The following is an 18,689-nucleotide window of genomic DNA, read 5'->3' as shown; positions in this document are numbered from 1 at the left end:
ATTGCACAAAGTTGCATAACTACCCAAACTCACCCATCCTTCGGCGACGCCGCAAGGCACGCTGTCGTCGATCGGAGGGGTAGGCATGATCTCGTTTCGCTGGGCTGGCCTTGTGCTGGCGGTGCTGGGCGCATCGAGCGCCGTGGCGGCGCCCGCACATACCGTCACATATGACCGCTACTCGCTCGTTATCGACGGGAAGCCCACGTACCTCTGGTCGGGCTCGTTCCACTACTGGCGACTGCCCTCCCCCGATCTCTGGCTCGACGTACTGCAGAAGATGAAGGCGGCGGGCTTCAATGCCGTCGAGATCTACTTCGACTGGGGATACCACTCGGCCAAACGCGGCGTCTACGACTTCTCCGGCATCCGCGACGTGGATCGACTGCTCGACATGGCGCGTGATGTAGGCATCTATGTCATCGCGCGCCCCGGCCCGTACATCAATGCGGAAACCGATGCGGGCGGTTTTCCTGGCTGGCTGGTGACCACAGCGGGCAAGCCCCGCTCCGACTCGCCCGAATACACCGCGGCGTACCGTGAATGGATGACGCAGATCAACCGGATCATCGCGCGGCATCAGGTCACCGACGGCCGTGGCAGCGTGCTGCTCTACCAGGTCGAGAACGAACTCTACGACGAGTCCGACGACACCCGCCGCTACATGCAGGACCTCGAGGACAAGGCGCGTGCCGACGGCATCACCGTGCCGCTCACCGGCAATCACAACAGCAATTTCGTGGAAGGACTGGGTGCCACCGATATTCCCGGCCAGGACTCCTATCCGCTGGATTTCGACTGCACACGTCCGGAACGCTGGAACGGCATCTACGACTTCAGCGCCGAACGCCGGGAACTGACGCGCACGCCCCTGTTCTTCCCCGAATACCAGGGCGGCGCCTTCGACGTATGGGGCGGCCCGGGTTACGAGGCTTGCCGCACGTTCACCGGGCCGGCGTTCGAGCGCGTGTTCTACGAGTCGATCATGGCGGCCGGCTCGACCATGCAGAACTTCTACATGACCTACGGCGGCATCAACTGGGGCTGGTTGTCGTCACCGGGCGTCTATACGTCGTACGACTATGGCGCCGCGATCACCGCCAGCCGTCAGCTCACGCCCAAGTACGACCAGCAGAAGCTCATCGGCTACATGACGCACGCCGTGGCGCCACTGGCCCGGACCGATGCGGTCGGGACGTCGGTGCCGGACAACCGGCGCTTGCAAGTCACCGGACGCATCAATCCGGACGACGGCACGCGCTTCTACTTCCTCCGCCATGCCGAGGCCCAGGATACGACCGACGATGCCACGCACCTGAAGATCGCGCTGGGCGACGCAGGCGAAACGACGATTCCGCAACAGCCCGGCACGGCGATCCATGTCGACGGCCGCGATGCCAAGGTCTTGCTCGCCAACTACCGCTTCGGAAAGCAGAGCCTTGCCTATTCCACGTCGGAGTTGATGACCCAGCTGCGTCTGGGCGGGCGCGACGTCGCCCTGTTCTATGGCCGTCACGGCGAAGACGGCGAGACCGTGCTGCGTTATCCAGCCAAACCGAAGACGCGGGTCATCGAAGGCAACGTCGCCACGCATTGGGACGCTGCCACGCATTCGCTGCGGCTCGACTACCGGCACGATGGCCTGGCGCGGGTGGCGATCGACCAGGGCGATACGTCGCTGCTCCTGCTGATCGGCGACAACGCGGCCGCGACCCGTTTCTGGCAACTGGACACGGCGGATGGTCCGGTGCTGGTTCGCGGTCCCTACCTCGTACGTAACGCCGTTCGCTCGGAGGACAAGGTCGCGCTGACCGGCGATACCGACAAGGCGAGCGAAGTGGAGCTGTTCGGCTTTCCCGACACGCGCGGATTCTCCTGGAATAACGCGCCGGTCCACGTGGTGGCGACACCTTCCGCCAGCCTGCTCGCCCACGTCGAGGGCCCCGTACCCGTATCGCTTCCCGGGCTCGATAAGTGGCGTGTCAACGATGGTGCGCCGGAGATCGCGCCATCCTTCAACGACAGCGGATGGCTCGCCACGACCCGCACCAGTTCGCCCAACCCTTACTGGAACCACCAGCTACCGATCCTCGACAGCGATGCCTACGGTTTCCACCACGGCAACGTGTGGTATCGCGGGCATTTCCGTGCCACCGGCAAGGAGATTGGCATCCGCCTGTCCGCCAGCACCGGTGTGCACCTGGGCAACCATGGCATCTTCACCGCCTGGCTCAACGGCCATTTCCTCGGCAACAACCCCGGCGGCGCACAGCAGTTCGCCATCGACCCGAGCTGGCTGAAGAAAGACGGCGACAACGTCATCTCGGTGTTGGTCGACAACCACGGCCATCTGCAGGAGGAGCACAACGGCGCTTTCCGCGAGCCGCGCGGCCTCCTGTCGGCCACGTTCGCCGGCGCCGCCACCGAGATCCGCTGGAAGATCCAGGGCAACGTCGGCGGGGAGAATCTTCCCGACCCCGTGCGCGGTCCGTTCAATGCGGGCGGCTTGTATGGCGAGCGCATGGGCTGGCAACTGCCGGGCTTCGCCGACGGGGGATGGAAGACCACCACGCTGCCGCACGGCACCGACAAGCCCGGGGTCGACTGGTACCGCACGACCTTCCGCCTCGACCTGCCCGCCGGACAGGACGTGCCGATCGCGTTGCGCATCCATGACCTCGCCCCACACCGCTACCGCGCCATCGTCTTCATCAACGGCTGGCAGATCGGTCGTTACATCAGCGACGTCGGGCCGCAGACCGATTTCGAGTTACCGTCCGGACTGCTGAACCTGCACGGCGACAACACCATCGCCATCGCCGCCTGGAGCACCGCGCACGACGGGGGGCTTGGCGAAGTATCGCTGGTGATGCAGGGTAACTACCGTACGTCGCTGGTCCCTAGCCCGTCGCCTTCAAGGTAGAACCGAAGAAACGCTTGCCGGCTTGTGTCTAGCTTCGTATGAACTGTTGCCGCACGATCTGGTTGGTGGCGCCGTCATGCGCAGTCCACAGCTCCACGCCGTTACCGAGATCCTGCAATTGTTGGATCGGTTCGTATTGATCGGGCAGGTCATCACCGTGATATTGCACGATTCTTCTGCTGGCATCGGTGGTCACGTAAGCGGTCGCGTCGAGCTCGCCGTCGTGGCTTTCCCATACCTGGTTGCCGTTCTGGCGGGTATAGATCCTCCTGACAGGCTCGTACCGCGACGGCTTGATCTGCCCGTGCGCCTGCAAGGTATGGGAGCCGCTCGGATCGGTCGTGATGTACCCACTGATGTTGGTCTGACCGTCGTGGCTGAAACGCACCTGGTTTCCGTTGCGCCGGGTATAGACCAGGCGCGACTGGTGACGGTCGGGCAGAAGCGGTCCGTGGTCTTGCAGCACGCTGTGTCCGCCGGCATCGGTGGTCAGATAGGCCAATGTGTTGCGCTCGCCATCGTGGCTCTCCCATACCTCGTCGCCGTTACTGCGCGTATAGCGCCGCCGGATCAAGTCGTACCGCCAGGGAACGGCTGGTCCGTGATCCTGCAACACGGTGCTTCGGCCGGTATCGGTGGTCACATAAGCGGTCGCGTCGAGCTCACCGTCGTGGCTCTCCCACACCTGGTCGCCGTTGCGGCGCGTGTAGATTTGCCGGGCAAGGATGTATCGGCCCGGATCCGCCTGCCCGTGATCTTGCAGGATCGTCTGGCCGTCCGGACTCAACGTCACGTAGGCGGAGGTATTCAGTTGGCCGTCATGCATGTACCAGACCTCGCTACCGGTGGCACGGGTGTAGATCTGCTGTAACCATTCGATGCGTGGCGGCGGATTCTGGCCGAGCCGCTGCGTGAGCAAACCGTTGGCGTCCAGGGTGACGTATTCGCGAACGTGGCTGGCCTTGTGGGTTGCTTCATTGACGGTATCGCGGTTGCTACGCGTATAGACATGGTTTCCGCGGGTGTAGCTCAGCCAGAAATCGGTGGTATAGGCCGCCGTCCCGATCACCGTATCGGCGAACAGCCTGCCACCGTTGTCTTCGAGTGTCTGCTCCACACGCTGACGGTCTTCGGGCTTGAGCGCCGCGGCTTTTCTCTTGCCCGAACGCGTTTCCCGCTCGAGGGTGCCCCAGCCTTTTTCGAGGATGCGCCGGTCCTGGAACTTCGAATAGTCGTCCTGAACCGGGATCACCGACGTGCCATCGCCGAGGCCCAGCTGGGCCGGCTGCGGCGAACGCGGCCGACGGTTGACGTTGAACGCCAGCGTTCTGGCGGAAATCGTGTACTCCTGGACAGGAGGGATCTCGCGGATATCCAGGTCCTCTTGTTGATCGTCGTCGACCGGATCCGGTTCCACCTTCATGGTCAATTTCGGCGTGACGGCTTGCGCGTTCCCGGTCAGCGAATAGGTCACCAGGTAGCGTGTCGGAATGCCGATGCCGACGAGGCGCTTGACCGAGTCTTCGATCACCGAATGAGCGCCGGTGTTCATGGCGTTGGTAAACGGGGCGAGGTTGCTGGGTATATTCAGGCCACCTAGTTTGGCATTCAGCAAGTGGCCACGATGCCAGCCGCGCGAGCCAGCCGGATAAACATCTGCCAGGTACTTCATCAGGCCGTCGATCTCTTTGGCATCGGTGGGCGTGCCACGAATCGGATCTTCCGGATCCAGATAGGCGTCCATGGTCTTGCCGATCTTTTCCGTCATCGGCCCACCGTTTCCGGGATAAGTGAAGTCCTGCGATTCGTAGTTCACCTGCGTTCGCAGCTGGGCGACGTCACCCATCGCGCCGCTGCCCCGATATCCGCGAGTGGTTGCGGCATCGGCTCGCATTCTCTGGGCGATCGCGCCCATCCTATCGGCTTCCGCTTCCAGCCGGGGATCATCGTTGACCTGTGTGCCACCCATGGCGGTCGTTGGCGCCACCCTTCCCTGCCGTTGCTGCACGACGTGCCAGGCTTCATGCGGCAGATGACGCTCCTGGCCGGGCCCAAGGTGGATATGGTTGCCCTGGGCGTGGGCCAGGGCATTGATCTGTGCAGGCTTGCTGGAGTTGGTATGGACGCGAACATCGGAAAGATCCATGCCCGACAGCGCTTCCATGCCGGACTTCAGTTGCGCTGGCAGGCCGCCGCCGGAAGGCGGCCGCAAGCCCTGAAGCCGCCTGCGCTGCTCCACCAACCTCGGGCTGGCCTGAACCTGTGCCGCCAGTGCCGAGGCGCCCGTCGACGCCGCGTCAGCGGCCGGGGTTTTCGCAGCCGTTTCGCTATCGGCCGGCTTGGTCAGGAAGTCTTTCATCGCAAGCCCTCGATGCTATTTACCGCCCTTGCCCTTCTTTGCAGTCGCTTTCCCTTTCATCTTGTCCTCTCCCTTCAGCTGCGCGATGTGCGCCGCCTCTCCAGCCTGTCTCGGGCTGTCCGTCGCTTTCCGCTGCATGGGGCTTCTCGCATCGGCGGATGCGGCCGCCGGCTCGACAGCGGCTTTTGCCTGCTTCACAGGTTCCGTTTTCATGGCTTCTCCACCCTTGGTTTGAGCATGTGATAAGCGATCGTCGCGACCAGCGCGACCAACAACAGGGCAAGCAATGCGTTTCCTTGGCGCACCTGCGTCAACGCGGGATCCCCGAGGAGCAGGAGTGCGCCGAGGGCCAGGAACACGATGGCGCCGAACAGGAGGCCGAACTGGAATGGCAGGCCGATCTGCCGCATCCGGCAACTGGATTGGTAGACGACGAAGGCGATCAGCCACACCAGCAGGACCGCTTCGGTGAGGATGCGCAGCGGCCAGCGATGTTCGCAAACCCATCCGTTCAGGCCCTCGGTGGCGGATGGCCGCGGCAGGAAACTGCGGCGGATCCGCGAGGCGGTCATTCTTCCGACAGGATTGTCCCGCGCAGGGGCCGCCCAGAAGCCCGCCCCGCCGAAGTTGTCCGACGCGTACGACAGGTCCTCGGTAAGCGCCTCGTCCGCCGAGGCGCCCGTGGATACGATCGGAATCACCCGGCGCAACAGGATGCGACAGGCTTCTTCGGTGAGGTCCTTGTCGCGGTCGATCATGGAAAGCACCTCGCGCATGCTTTTCGCGCTTGGCTGGGTGAGGAGCACCATGTAGCGCAACGTGAGATTCGTGCTGCTGCGCTCGCGGGCGTTCTCGCCCGGCATGTTGTCGCCTTCCGGGGATACCGCCTCGGCCTGGCGCAGGTATTCGGCCATCTGGGTGGGATTCCAGATGGCCTGCGATCCGGTCAGGTCGGTATCGCGGAACACGATATTGAGCACGGAGGGATGTTTACGGCGGCGCAGCTCGACGATCAGCTGGCGGACCTGCTGGTTCAGATAGCGCTCGAAGGCCGGCCTTACCGGATCGTCGGATGCCGGCATCCGGTCCAGGTACAGCGTCAGGCCGCTGCCGTAACGTTCTTCCCTGGCGAAGCCGGGAACCCAGGCGTGGATTCGCGACGCGAGGTCGGAGAGCGGCGTGTCGATGAAGTTCGCCGCCTGCACCGCCAGTCGTTCGGCGGAGTCCTTGACATCGTCCTCCGTGAAGTCCTTAAGGAACCGCCAGTCGTTATGGTAGAGGGTGTAATCCAGACCCGTTCTCTGCCGCTGTGCCTCGCGGATGAAGGCGATGTCCTCCGGCGTCGTCCACTTGGGCTCCATCAGGTCGCCGTTGTCGGCGAACCAGAGCGCGAACACGCTGACGCGCGAGAGCATGCTGAAGTCGAGCCGGCGCGGCGTGGCGGTGTTGTCCCAGAAAGGATAGAAACCGTAGACCTGGCCGCTCAGCGAACGAACGCAACCGCACCCCGCCCCGGACCATGACGGCGCGGGCGGATGGATCAGCGAATGGGACTGCTTGGCCTTCTCGATCAGCAGCGTATGCATGGACGCGCTCATCAGCCACGCGGGAACCTGTTGCCATGGCAGCTGGCTCGGTGGCACGGCGTCGTCCTTGTCGGCCAGCGTCGACCAGTCGGGCGGACAGGCGAACTCCTTCATGTCCGGCGGGGGCTGGTGCTGTCGACTCGCCGCCGCCGTGATCATCTCCCTGGAGAACGTGCAGAGCCGTTCGTCCAGGGCCGCCACGAAAAGATCGCGCCCGGGAAACTCGACGCCTATCAGCGGTGCGAGCATGCGCTGGAACTGCGCTTTCGCGTCGACGTCGACCGAGGAGTCGACGAACTCGTTCCTCGGGGGCGGCGCTTCCTCATGAGCGGCCGTGCTGGAGGAAGCGGGTGCGGCCGTGCCGGCGTGGGCCGGTTCGGCAGCCGGTTCGGAAGCCGGTATGAGGCCGGCGGCCTCGGTGACATCGGCCGATCGCCGCTTGAGATCGGCAAGCACATCCTTGTCCTTGAAGATCTCCTCGGTAAGCATGTACACGTCCACCTGCGACTGCGGCGATGTCGGGGCGGAGAGGGTGTCGATCAACGGCACCGTCGTCAGCGGTTGCGGAGACGCCGGCTTGGTCGGCACGGGTTTCTCCGCAGGTTTCGCCGGAGGTTCCGCTGGCTGGGGCGGTTTGGGCCGCGGTGCCGGCCTGACAGGCGGCGCGGGTCGCGGCCCGAGGATCGACAGCTTGTAAGTCTGCTGCGCCACGCAATCGTGTTGGTCCCGCACGCCGGCGACGAACACCGCCACGAACGGCAGGCTGCTGGGTTGGCCCGAGAGTTCGCCATTGGTGGCGAGGGCAATACCCGGCGGGAGACTGTCCGAGCTATAGGCGTACGGCGGGACGCCACCGCTGGCGCGCAGCGTATAGCGATACGGCTGTCCCACGGTGCCGGACGGCAAGGTCATCACGCTGTCGCCAAGGCGCAACGGCTGCACTTCGGCGCACGACAACGCCGCCGCGGCCGCCGGCGCGCTGACGAACAGCGCGAGCGCCATGCCGAGAGTACGAATCACGAAGGGCCTCATCCGAGCGTCCTCCCTTCCTTCCCCAGTTCCTTCGCCAAGGCCACGCGAAGGTGCGTCGCGCCGATCTGCGCGGCGCCGGCGCGTGCGGCCTGCAGCACGGCGAAGCGCAAGGCGTTGACGATCGCGCCGCCCGACAGCACATAGCGCTCGGCCAGGGCCTCCATGTCGACATCCGGGGCCACCCGGCCCACCTGGGGAAGAAGGCTCTGCCAGAGCCGCAGTCGTTGTCCGGCATCGGGCATGGGGAAATACACCATGGATTGGAAGCGGCGGGAAAAGGCCTCGTCGAGGTTGCCGCGCAGGTTGCTGGCCAGGATCACCACGCCGGGGAAATCCTCGACGCGCTGGAGCAGGTACGCGATTTCCTGGTTGGCGTGACGATCGTTGCTGTTCTGAACCGCCGCACGCTTGCCGAACAACGCGTCGGCTTCGTCGAAGAACAGGATCCAGCGCCTGCTCTGCGCCTGGTCGAAGACGCGGGCCAGGTTCTTCTCGGTTTCGCCGATGAACTTCGAGACCACCATCGACAGGTCGATGCGGTATACGTCTACGCCGGTACTCTGGCCGAGCAGCGTGGCGGAAAGCGTCTTTCCCGTCCCGGGCGGCCCGTAGAACAGGCTGCGGTAGCCGGGCTTGACCACGCGGGCCAGGCCCCAGTCGCGCATGAGTTGTGGCCCTTCGTTCAGCCACGTGCGGATCGCGTCTATCTCGTCCATGACCTCGGGCGAAAGCACCAGGTCCGACCAGGTCAGATCGGTGGTGATGCGTTTTGCCGGGAACTGGATGTTGTAGTCCGGTTTGTCCGCGACACCGGTCTGCAACCGTTGCAGCGATTCCGCACTGGCCGTGAGGGCTCCGCTCAACTGCGGCTCGTTGCCGGCACCCTCCCCGTCCAGCCGCAGGATGTCGCGCGCGACAAACGGATGATGCGGGTCGAACATGCCGAGCAGCGCGATGCGCGCGACCAGCCGATCCCCCGCGACCAGGAATGCCGCCGTCTCGCCGGTCGGCAGGAAGCCGCCGTGGCGCTGGGCCTTCCAGCCACCGAATTCGGTGAAGCCGCGGTCGAGGTTCTGGTTGCGGACGAACAGCAGGTCGAGCACGCCCGGCCGCACGTGCGGTGCGATCGCCAGGGCCAGCACGGCGCGTTCGCGCGCATCCAGGCCGAGGGCGTCGATCAGGGCCGCCAATGCGCTTTCCGGCGGCAGGACCGGCGGCGGGGCAGCCGCTTCGAAACCTTCCGGCAGTTGCTGGAAGTGCTGCGCCAGGCGGAGATTGATGATGCTCTCCAGCCACACCAATTCCTGCTCCAGCGCCGCCGCGTGAACCACGTAACGATCGTCATCGCCATTCGACATGGATCACCTCCTTCATCCATGGCAGGCGGATCGTTCCGTACGACCACGGCAGTCGATCGAGCAGCACGTCGAAGGGATTCGGCTGCACTTTCAGGCGCCAGTGACCGCCCTCGAAGGTTTCGTGTTCGACCAGGCGGCCGATACGGCGGAGGAAGGTCTGACGCAGGCCATGCGACGAGGTCTGGCCCACCGCCCGCCAATGCGCGACGACGGCAGGCAGGAGGCTGTCGAGGACCGGTACGAGGATATCGAGCGGCCGCGCCGGCGGTACCGGCTCGTCGATCGGCAGTCCGCACAGCAGCTTGTTGAGCACCCATTCGTGCTCTTCGCTGTCGGTGTGTCCATCGCTGAGGTAGACGAGGCAATGCACCGCGCGCTGCTGCGCGGCCGTGTCGACGAAGACATCGTCCTTTGTCAGGCCGAGCATGGCGAAGAGCCGTGGCGCATAGTTGGCAAGCAGTACCAGGCCGGCGTTGGCGATGTAGATCGCTTCGTTGCCGGGATGATCGTCGGCGGGCGACACGGTGCCGTCGGCCCGTCGGCCGTGGTTGATCCGGGGCCGGCCATGCTCCGCGGTCGCCGCCGGCGCGTCCGCCACGAACGGCTGCTCCTGTTCCTCCATGCCAAGGCCGTCCAGCGCCTCCTGCCAGACGCCGTGCCAGGCGACGTGATCCTGCGGGAAGCGATTCGTTTCGCCCAGATAGGCCAGGCTGTAGTCGAACAGATGGATCTGCAAGGCCGACAAGCCGAGTCCCGCAGCGCGTACGCCGGAGTCCGACTGATGGAGCAATGCGAACTGGCGCAAGGATTCATGCCATGCGCCCGGCAGCGTGTCCGCGAGGTTCCCATCCTGCGCTTCCGCACTGTCGGTGGGCGACATCGAGCCTTCGGTATCCTTGTCGATCCGCGAGGACTGGACGTCCAGGAAGCGCAGCTGCAGGCCGAGGAAGAGGCTGCGGCGCAATCCTGTGGCATCCCGGCCCGACGAGATCGAGCGCAACCGTTGCGCCCATTCCGATGCGTCGCCCTTCCCGACGACCGAAAGTAGGCTGTCGCGCAACGCATCCATCAGGCGCTGCAAGCGCGCCGCGCCGGGATGGGTGCCACTGGTGGTCCACAGTGCGTGCAACCCGGCCACGCGCCATGCCATCCGTATCTGCGCCAACTGGTAGGCGCTCAGGCGACCTTGCGCGCGCAGCGGCTCGAGCAACGTATCGTCCAGGTCGTCAAGGCCGCCTGCCAGTTCACCGTGACGCACGGACAGCAAGGCATGCAGGCCATGGTGCGGCGTGATCTGGCTCAATCGACGGACCGCGCGCTCGGGGTGCGGCAGCCGCAGCAAGGCCGGCCACAGCCGCGGGCCGCATCGCCGTGTCAGGTGACTCAGCCAGTCGGCCAGCGAGGCGTGGGCGAGCGACGGCATCGACCAGTGCAGCCGGCCGTGCTGCACGTAGTGCAGGAAGTTTTCCAGCTCGCGGTCCCCCGCCGGGCGGCCCGACGGTGTGCCTTCGTCTTCGTCCTGCCGGATGCGCAGTAGCGCCGTATCGAGCGCCAGTTCCAGGTGTCGCCCCCACACGGCCTGGTCTGCGTCGACGGGCAGATCGCCCAGGTCGATTTCCAGCTGGTCGATGCGCCACACATGCTCGCGCGACGAGAGGCGATCGAGCGCGCGCTCGAGCAAGCGCGAGCCCTCGCCAAGAATGAAGTCCCGCAGCTGCTGTTGCGCGACGACGGCCTCCTCCCGGCTGTCGCTGTGGCAGGACCACTGCAAGGTCTCGATGACATGCCCGTTCATGTCGCCAGGCCTCGCTGCCGTTCCCTCGCGATCTGTTTGCGTAACCTGCACGCCCAGCGCTCCACGCGACGGGCGCTCGCATCGGTACGCTCCGAGCCGGCGAGCCTGTGGGAGCAGTACGTCTGCATGGCTTCCAGCCAGGCCGCGTAGCGCCGCTCGAAGCGCTGCATCGATCGGGCGTTGAGCCAGATCGTCTCGATGTGGATATGCGCTGGAGTATTCAACGTCAGCGTCTCCAGGGCGACGCGCCGAAAGGACGGATGCTTCCCTCGCGCCGTCCAGGCGGGGAATACCGCCGTCAGGCGGTAGCGGTAGAAATCCTCTGGCAGATCGGCTTCCACGCCGGCGGGCGGCCGCAGCAGCGTGTGCTCGACAAGGTGCATGCCTTCGCATTCCAGCTGCAGACGGCAGGCGAATTCGTGCAGGCAGATCGCCGCGGCTTCCGGCGACACGCGCGGTGACCGCAGCGGGAGAACCCAGCTAGGCCCCTGCTCCTCGCTGCCCAGCCAGATGGCCGTGGCATCGGCGTGACGATAGCGTTCGGCGTGGACCGCGCTGCGCAGCAACGCCGGGGACAGCGCGGCCGGGTCCAGCGCCTGGAAATGCTGGGCCAGCGAGCGCGCGGCGCTGGCGAGGTCGGTGCCCATCGCTTCCACCACGCGGCGGCGCGCCGGTCCCCAGATGACGGGCGGATGCGCCTCCGCCGGAACCTCCTGCATGGACGCCGTCGGCGCGTTTTTGGTCGCCAATGCGATGCCCGCCGTCGCCAGGGGCGTCATCAGCAGGCGGCTGTGGTGATACTTGAAGCCCAGCAGCAGGCTTGCCCGTTGCTGCAAGGCCGGCGTATTGCCGCGCCGGCCGAGCGAGCGCCGGCTGTAGTCGATGCCGCCATAGCGGTCTCTCGTCAGGGTGGTAATGCGCACGAGGAACAGGCGCTTCCGTTCGAACAGGTGCAGGTGCCACGCTTCCGCGCTGAAGTACCAACCGAACGGACGGATGCTGCCTTGCCAGACACCCTCGCCGTACAACGCCAGCTGGTGGTCGAGAACGCGGCCGCGCCGCTCGATCGGGTCGTCGGCCACCGCGAACACGTTCTCGCGCAGGCGTTCGCGATGGGTCGTGTACAAGGCCTCCAACCCGGGGATGTTCGCATCGCCGAGCACGTTCCAGGCATAGCTGGCACGGGGCCCGGGCTTGGTCGTGTAAAGGTCGCGCAGGTAACACGTCTGTGCGTTCCCATGGGCCAGCCATTGGTCGAGCAACGCGACATAGGCATGGAACTGCGCGGTCGCCGCGGCATCGAAGCGCTCGCGGTAGATATGCGGGAGCTGCCGGTGCAGGGACACATAGGTATGCGGCGGCACGTATCTCCCCCGCGGCCGGCTCAGGGGCGATCCCGCCATCTCGGGCGCGCTGTCGACCGTGGCACGGCCCTGACTGTTGCGGCGCAGATCGTCCAGCCGCTGCAGCAACGCATCGGCCGCGACCGATACACGGTTGCCGCGCCGGCTGATCTTCCAGTCCATGATGGCTTCGCGATGATCGGGCCAGCGCAGGCGCAGTACCCAGCCATCGCCCCTGCGCGGCAGCGCTTCGCCGGACCCCGCCAGGCCGTCGGCTTCCAGGCCGATCCGGGCGACTTCGAAAACGCCCTCCACCGAAAGCGCGATGCGTGCGAGGTCGCCGAAGTAGATCCGGTTGTCGCGGTCCAGCGCCAGGTCCTCCGTCTCGATCCAGCCCTGGCGCAGGCGTGGCCCGTCGAGTACGTCGGCAAGGGATACGTCGTCCCCTTCCCCGGCCAGTCGCGCCGACAGCGAACGACGCTCCGGTGCCGCATCCACATACCTGGCGCTGCGCTCCACCAGCTCGGCGAGAATGTCTTCGGGCGCGCGCGTTCCCTCAATGCCGAGGTCGACGCTCAGGGTGCACCAGCGCGGTTCGAGCACGCTGGGCAGGCCGTCCAGGTCTTCGCACAGATTGCGCTGCGCCCAATACGCCCGCGCCGCGGTCGCGACAGCACCGTCCGGCGTGGACACTTCCAGCTGGATCCGCCACAGACCGTCACCGGCGGCCGACTGCGTATGGACCTGCAGCGCGCCGGGCACGCGATCGAGCAGCCAGCGCGTGTAATCCATGTCGGTGCAGGGACGGCACGGCAGGATCTCCTCGGCACCGCGGAGCCCGAGGGCGCGGTAGCGGATGCGACCATCGGGACCGGTCAACAGGTCGAGAAGCGGCTGCCGCGCGCCGAAGATGTCTTCGGTCAGTGCGAAGCAGAACGCGTCGAGCAAGGTGATGCCTGGATCGTGGTGGTTGTAGTCGGTCCACTGTTCGCCGCTGAGCTCCTGCAACGCATCGAGGGCGCGTGCGCGCAGCGCGTCGTACGCCAGCGGATCGTCGTCGCGAAGTCGCGGGATAACCCCGGCCGGGATGCTCACTTCCGCTCCCCGTCCATATGCGGATCGAACCAGAGCTGGGTGACATGCGCTTCGATGGCGATGCCTTTCCCGTAGTCGCAACCGGTGCGGGCCTGCAGGCGGTACACCGCGTTCCGTCCGTGGGTGCCCTGCCAACGCAGTTGCAGGCGGTCGCAGCGACGGGAATAGAACGCATGGGTCGTGTTGATGCCGCGCTTGCGATTGAAGAAGTCGAAGATACCGAGAGTGGGGTTGTAGGTATTGAGCGCGATCGCATGGACCAGGGCGAAGTGCCCCTCGCCTTGCCGACCAGCACCGGCGGTCACTTCGAAAGCCTGGCAGCCGTCCAGGTCGTCGGTGAGGTCCTGCCACTGGCCATTGGCGAGGAGCGGCACGGCGGGCGATCGCGCATAGCTGCCGCGACGGCCCTTGCTGCGCACCACGCCGTCGACATCGAGCGCCGCTTCCGGCTGGGCATTGCGAATGCCCACGCGGCCGGTCGGATCGAGGGTCCACAGGGGCGGCACCGGGTCGGGCGCGACGTCGCCGGCGGGAGGCTGGTTGGAACGGATGAGCAGCTGCCCTTGCGCGCCGCCGAAACCGACCGACCATAGCGGTGCGTCCGGGTCCTGGTCGCGGAAAAAGCTCAGCAAGGCCTCGTAGCCCGCCGCGGCGGAGATCTCGAAGCCACGCTCGACCGACTTGGTGAAGCCCTCGTCGCTCATGTTGAGCATCGAGTCGATCAGGTCGGCGAAGTGTGCCTGCGTGGGCAAGGACCCATCGGTGAAGTAACTGCGCAGCGACTCGCGATTGCGGATGGTCATCGCGCGGCACCGCCCATGATGAACGTGCCGCCGATCTCCAGCTTGCCTACCCCGGTGGGTTGCTCGTCGTGCGAGGCGCCGGCGCCTACCAGCTCGATCAGGTGGCGCGGCCAGGGCAATGCGAGGCTCCAGGACTGCGCGGGACGTACCAGGCGCACCGGTGCGCCGCTGCGTACGCGGCCGGTGTCGTAAAGCCGGTAGGTGTTGTCGTCGCGCCGGACGATATGCAGGAGCGACATCGAACCGATCGCCTCGATGTCGTCCAGGTTGCGCAGGTGGGCTTCGACGGCTTCGGCGCGCACCTCCCAATCGAAACTGGCGCGGCATCCGTCCTCGTGCCAGGGCGACAGGTATTCCACGAGCGCGCGGTTCGCGCGGAACAGCGCCGCGCCGGGGTGCACGCCGTTCGCGAGGCGCAGCACGCAGCGCACCTGGATGTATTCGTAGACGGCGTTGCGCACGACGATGCGCAATCCGGGGGCGCTGCGCTCGCGCAGGTAGGCCATCATCTCTTCCAGCACCGCCGCATCGAAATGGGGTGCTTCCGTGCTGTGAAACAGCATGCCCTGCCGTGGCTCCGGCACCACCACCACGAGGACGCCGCCGGGCGTGCCCGAGATCGCGGCCTGGCCGGCCTCGCCGTTGACGAAGCACTTCGCCTTGAAGATGTCGGGAAACGCGTCGAGCAGAAGCCGCTCGTAATCCCACGGCATGCTTGCGCGATCCTTATGCCGCAACCGCTCGGCACTGCGGACGCGCAATATGCCCGGCGTCTCCGGCTGGGCGATGCCGAACGACGGTCCGATCTGCTGCACGGAAAGGAGGCCGCCGATGGGATGCAGCGGCATGCGCACGGTTCCCGGCGGCAGAGGCAAGGTCGATTCCCCGTTGCTGCGTGGGCGTACGCGCGTGGCCGACATGGCCTGGGTGTAGATGCCATAGAGGCCGGCCAGGCGTTCCAGGCAGCCGTCGGCGCTCAGTCGCAGCCAGTACAGTCGGCCCGGCCATTGCGGACAATCGCACGTCATGCCGGCAGGCAGGTCGACGACGACGATACCGCTGCGCAGGAAGCCCATGGTGCCGTCCGATAGCACCCGCTCGGATGCGAGCATGCGCCATTCGCCGTCGCTCCAGACCGCCCAGCCCGTCGGTGGCAGCGGAGCCTGCCAGCTTTCGGCGGCGCTTTCCGCGCGCAGGCTGAAGTAAAGACTCAGCGCGCCGCATGGATCGGAGCCCGACAGGCCGATATAGAGATTGCCCTGGTGGACATAGCGCGGTAGCAAGGGCACGCCGTCCATGCCGGGCCGGGCACGCGGCGTGTCGTATCCGAAGGGATGCAGATGCAGCAGCTTGCCGTGCGACGACGGCATCGTCGGCTTCAGCGAGATTCGTTCGCTGGCCACGTAATCCAGCGACGCCTGGTCGACCGTCGGCGTATACGGTTCGTTCGGCAGCGGGCGCATGAGGCCGACCCGCCGCGACCGGGCGTTGGTGCTGAGGGTTTCCGACAGCAGGCGTGGATACAGCGCATGCCCGAAGGCGGCCGGAGGGCCGGCGAGCTCGAGCCGGAAGAACCCGTTGCGCGTGGCCGTGCCGAAGACGAACGGCTCCTGCACCGACGACTGCGCGCGATGGTAAAGCGAAAGGTCGGCTTCGGGCAGCGAGAGCGTCGTGTCCCGGCGCAGATGACGTTCGCCGTGGAACAGGCTCTGCAGGCCTTCCCCGCTTCGCCACTGCCCGTCGCGCAGGATCGCCGGTTTCACCTGGAAGCCGGAGGCCGGCCAGGATCCCGGATAGCCGCGATACCAGGCCGCGAAACCACCCTCCTCGCTGGGCAGCCCTCCCCATTGGAGATTGAGGCGAAGCTCGCGCAGCGGTTTGCCGGCCAATTCTTCGTTTCCGAACAGGCAATAGGCGCCCACCGCCGGCAGTGGGCCGAACGGCTGGAAGGGTTTGCCGGCATCGAGCCGCCCCAACTGGTTGTAGATCACGAGGCCGCGCACTCCGGTGACGTGCGTCGACAGCGAGATGTCGTGCAGGACGACCTGCGCCAGGGCGCTATAGGCATAGAGGCGCGTGCGCGTCTGCAAGGTGAGCCGCAACGCCGGCTGCTCCGGACATTCCGGCCCATGCACGGCGGGCTTGCACGGCACGATCGGCGGCTGCTCCTGACCCAGGTGGATCGACAGCTCGATGCATCCGCCCCAGCCGAAGCCCTCGTTCGCCCGACGAACGACCAGCACGTCGCCCGGCACCAGCCAGCCGTCGGCCACGCTGAATTCGGCCTGCCAGATGCCGCGAAACACTCTGTTGAAGATCAGTTCGCGATCGGGCTCGCCACGGCCGTCGTCGTGCTCGTGCGGATAGATCAGGATCAGGGGATCGTCCAGTTCGACCACCCTCGCCACACCGTTGCCGAGCAGGCTGGCGTGGGCACGCAAGGCGGCCGTGTCCTGCGGCAGCAAGGCTTCGTCGCCGGCGATCAGCCAGACGGCGAAGAGGCGGCCAAGGCTGACCTTGAAGCGCTCCGCGTCGTCCTGCCCGAGACAGGAGGCCACCAGGTAGCACAGGTGCACGTCGCCCTCGGAACGTGGCGCGCGCGCCCAGGCCGCGTTGGCGCGTTGGCTGGCGACGGACCGGGAAGCCGGTCCGAAGGCGTTCGCGTGCAGGCGCTTCTCGGCATCGTCGAGCCGGAGAAACACATCCGCCAGCCAGGCCGCATCGCGCGCGCCGGCATCGCGACGCAGCATCGCGGCGAGGTGGTCGTCGTCCGCCGCCGGATGCGACAGGCGCAGCAGCACGCGCACGCGGCGATTGCCTTCCTTCAATGCGAGCATCGGCGACACCAGGGCCATGCCGATCCGGGCGTGTGTCGCCTGGGCGGCGGAACCCTTGGCCTCGCCCCCCAGGAGCGGCCACCACGACGGCTCGCCGGCATAGGCCGCGTCGGGAGACCGCAGGGGAATCTCCTGCGTGAGCACGCGCGTGGCATAGCCGAACTCGCGCTCCGGCGAGATCAGCGCGTCGTGCTCCATCCTCACGCTGTAAAGCGCGGAGACCTCGTTGTCGGTCACCTCGAGTGCGTGCTCCGCCGCGAACTCGACGCCCTGCCCCTGTCTGTCCTTCCCGCCCACGAAACGCGTGCCTCGCGACAGGTGCACCGGCGAGGCATACGTGGCGTCCCGCGTGAAGCGCAGATAGATCCGCTCCTGCGAGGGGCGTCTCGGGCGCATGCGCAGGAGGTCGAGGAAATAGAAGTCGGTGAGGCGTTCCGGAAATCGGTTCACCTCGGTCCGCGAGGCCTGGAATATCTGCAAGGCGGCCATGAGGAGGCCCATCGCCGGCTCGTGCTTCGCGTTGGCCAGGCTCAGCTGGAGCTGTGAAAGCGCGATCGGCTGCAGGCGTGCAAGTGCCACGCACAGCGCACCCCACAGGCGTCGAAGCAGCGACCTGCGCCGGCCGGCGTCCAGCGGCGCGTCGCCCGCATGGGCGGTCACGGTGTCCAGCCGCCAGGCCGGATGCATCTCCCGCGCCGCGGCTTCGTCGATGCCGAAACCGCGGATGGCGTCGTGCAATAGATCGCGCAGGTTGCCTCCGATCGCCGCCATGATCGCCTGCAACACGTGCACGGCGGTCGGTGTGTCATGCCGGGCCAGCCAGCGGCACCAGCCGTCCACACGCAACACCACCTGGCGCACGCGCCACCAGAGGTGCCGTTCGTCGGCCCAGGCCCAGACTTCGGCGAAAGCCTGCTTCGCCTGGGCCAGAGGGAACGACGCCATCTCGGCGAGCACGGTGCTTTCGTCGCGCAGCAGCGCATCGTCCCAGCACCCGGCGTTGCTGCCGTCGGCGGTGGCGAAGCGCACGTGGGCGGCATAGCCGAGCATCAGGTGGATGCGCTCGGCCAGCGTGAACTCGTCGGGCACGACATAGCCGCGACGGAGCGCGTCGGCCAGGCGTTCGTCCTGTTGCGTTCCCTTGTTCATGCCCTCACCGGGTGCGTGGCCTGGTGCAGGTAGAAGGGATACACCAGGTTGTGCCGGGCGTTGGTGCCGCGAATCGTGTAGTCGAGGTTGATCTCCAGCTTGCCGTTGAGCGGGTCGACGAGTTGCGCTTCGATGCTGTTGAGGACGATGCGCGGCTCGTAGAACAGGATGGCCTTGCGCATCAGTTCCTTGATTTCCGTGACCGTCTGCTCGTTCGCTTCCTCGAACACCATGCGGCGCAGGTCGCAGCCGTAGTTCGGCAGCATGACCCGCTCTCCGGGATGGGTGGAGAAAAGGATGTGCAGGCTCTCGGCGATGTCGGTCGCGTCGGCCACCATCACGGCTTCCTTGGTCCGTGGATCGAACCGTGGCGGAAAGCTCCAGCCCCTGCCTAGGAAACTCGCCATGC

At 66.3% G+C, this 18,689-nt stretch carries 10 protein-coding genes; 1 reads left to right on the top strand and 9 read right to left on the bottom strand.

The genetic code is table 11. From position 1 onward, the window contains the following. Positions 1 to 85: 85 nt before the first annotated feature. Entirely contained in the window at positions 86 to 2,923 is a 2,838-nt protein-coding gene (locus J2T07_RS01925; RefSeq protein ID WP_306846876.1) for a beta-galactosidase, read from the top strand. 28 nt (positions 2,924 to 2,951) lie between these two features. Here the strand turns inward: J2T07_RS01925 and J2T07_RS01920 are convergent, their stop codons facing one another. Genes J2T07_RS01920 through J2T07_RS01880 form a run of 9 tightly spaced genes read right to left on the bottom strand, consistent with a single transcriptional unit; the run spans position 2,952 to position 18,687 of the window. After that, positions 2,952 to 5,282, bottom strand: a complete 2,331-nt coding sequence (locus tag J2T07_RS01920; protein WP_306846875.1) for a DUF4157 domain-containing protein — start codon at positions 5,280 to 5,282, stop codon at positions 2,952 to 2,954. Positions 5,283 to 5,297: 15 nt separating this feature from the next. Then, positions 5,298 to 5,495 carry a hypothetical protein gene (locus J2T07_RS01915; protein WP_306846874.1) on the bottom strand — a complete coding sequence of 66 codons (198 nt, stop codon included), beginning with the start codon at positions 5,493 to 5,495 and terminating at the stop codon, positions 5,298 to 5,300. Further along, positions 5,492 to 7,888 (bottom strand): hypothetical protein, encoded by a 2,397-nt coding sequence (locus J2T07_RS01910; protein WP_306846873.1) that lies wholly within the window; start codon positions 7,886 to 7,888, stop codon positions 5,492 to 5,494. Before J2T07_RS01910 ends, J2T07_RS01915 begins: the two co-directional genes overlap by 4 nt. 8 nt (positions 7,889 to 7,896) lie before the next feature. Next, entirely contained in the window at positions 7,897 to 9,258 is a 1,362-nt protein-coding gene (locus tag J2T07_RS01905; RefSeq protein ID WP_306846872.1) for an ATP-binding protein, read from the bottom strand. Further along, complete coding sequence (locus J2T07_RS01900) at positions 9,242 to 11,053, bottom strand: contractile injection system tape measure protein (protein WP_306846871.1); 1,812 nt, start codon at positions 11,051 to 11,053, stop codon at positions 9,242 to 9,244. The genes J2T07_RS01905 and J2T07_RS01900 overlap by 17 nt, the downstream gene beginning before the upstream one ends. Further along, entirely contained in the window at positions 11,050 to 13,491 is a 2,442-nt protein-coding gene (locus J2T07_RS01895) for a hypothetical protein (protein ID WP_306846870.1), read from the bottom strand. The genes J2T07_RS01900 and J2T07_RS01895 overlap by 4 nt, the downstream gene beginning before the upstream one ends. After that, positions 13,488 to 14,294, bottom strand: coding sequence for a hypothetical protein (locus tag J2T07_RS01890; RefSeq protein WP_306846869.1), 807 nt, complete (start codon positions 14,292 to 14,294; stop codon positions 13,488 to 13,490). Before J2T07_RS01890 ends, J2T07_RS01895 begins: the two co-directional genes overlap by 4 nt. Continuing rightward, positions 14,291 to 18,280: a hypothetical protein gene (locus J2T07_RS01885; protein WP_306846868.1), complete on the bottom strand. Its 3,990-nt coding sequence runs from the start codon at positions 18,278 to 18,280 to the stop codon at positions 14,291 to 14,293. The genes J2T07_RS01890 and J2T07_RS01885 overlap by 4 nt, the downstream gene beginning before the upstream one ends. Then, positions 18,277 to 18,687 (bottom strand): GPW/gp25 family protein, encoded by a 411-nt coding sequence (locus J2T07_RS01880; protein ID WP_306846867.1) that lies wholly within the window; start codon positions 18,685 to 18,687, stop codon positions 18,277 to 18,279. Before J2T07_RS01880 ends, J2T07_RS01885 begins: the two co-directional genes overlap by 4 nt. Positions 18,688 to 18,689 lie beyond the last annotated feature (2 nt).

The organism is Luteibacter jiangsuensis, from assembly GCF_030812295.1.
In the GTDB taxonomy this organism is placed as follows: Bacteria; Pseudomonadota; Gammaproteobacteria; order Xanthomonadales; family Rhodanobacteraceae; genus Luteibacter; species Luteibacter jiangsuensis_A.
The sequence above is the reverse complement of the archived record's forward strand: the minus strand, read 5'-3'. Positions and strand labels throughout refer to the sequence as shown.

Excerpts from the sequence above, each read along its gene's own strand:
- J2T07_RS01885 (WP_306846868.1), bottom strand. The coding sequence starts at position 18,280 with ATGAACAAGGGAACGCAACAGGACGAACGCCTGGCCGACGCGCTCCGT.
- J2T07_RS01880 (WP_306846867.1), bottom strand. The coding sequence starts at position 18,687 with ATGGCGAGTTTCCTAGGCAGGGGCTGGAGCTTTCCGCCACGGTTCGAT.
- J2T07_RS01905 (WP_306846872.1), bottom strand. The coding sequence starts at position 9,258 with ATGTCGAATGGCGATGACGATCGTTACGTGGTTCACGCGGCGGCGCTG.
- J2T07_RS01925 (WP_306846876.1), top strand. The coding sequence starts at position 86 with ATGATCTCGTTTCGCTGGGCTGGCCTTGTGCTGGCGGTGCTGGGCGCA.
- J2T07_RS01915 (WP_306846874.1), bottom strand. The coding sequence starts at position 5,495 with ATGAAAACGGAACCTGTGAAGCAGGCAAAAGCCGCTGTCGAGCCGGCG.
- J2T07_RS01920 (WP_306846875.1), bottom strand. The coding sequence starts at position 5,282 with ATGAAAGACTTCCTGACCAAGCCGGCCGATAGCGAAACGGCTGCGAAA.
- J2T07_RS01890 (WP_306846869.1), bottom strand. The coding sequence starts at position 14,294 with ATGACCATCCGCAATCGCGAGTCGCTGCGCAGTTACTTCACCGATGGG.
- J2T07_RS01900 (WP_306846871.1), bottom strand. The coding sequence starts at position 11,053 with ATGAACGGGCATGTCATCGAGACCTTGCAGTGGTCCTGCCACAGCGAC.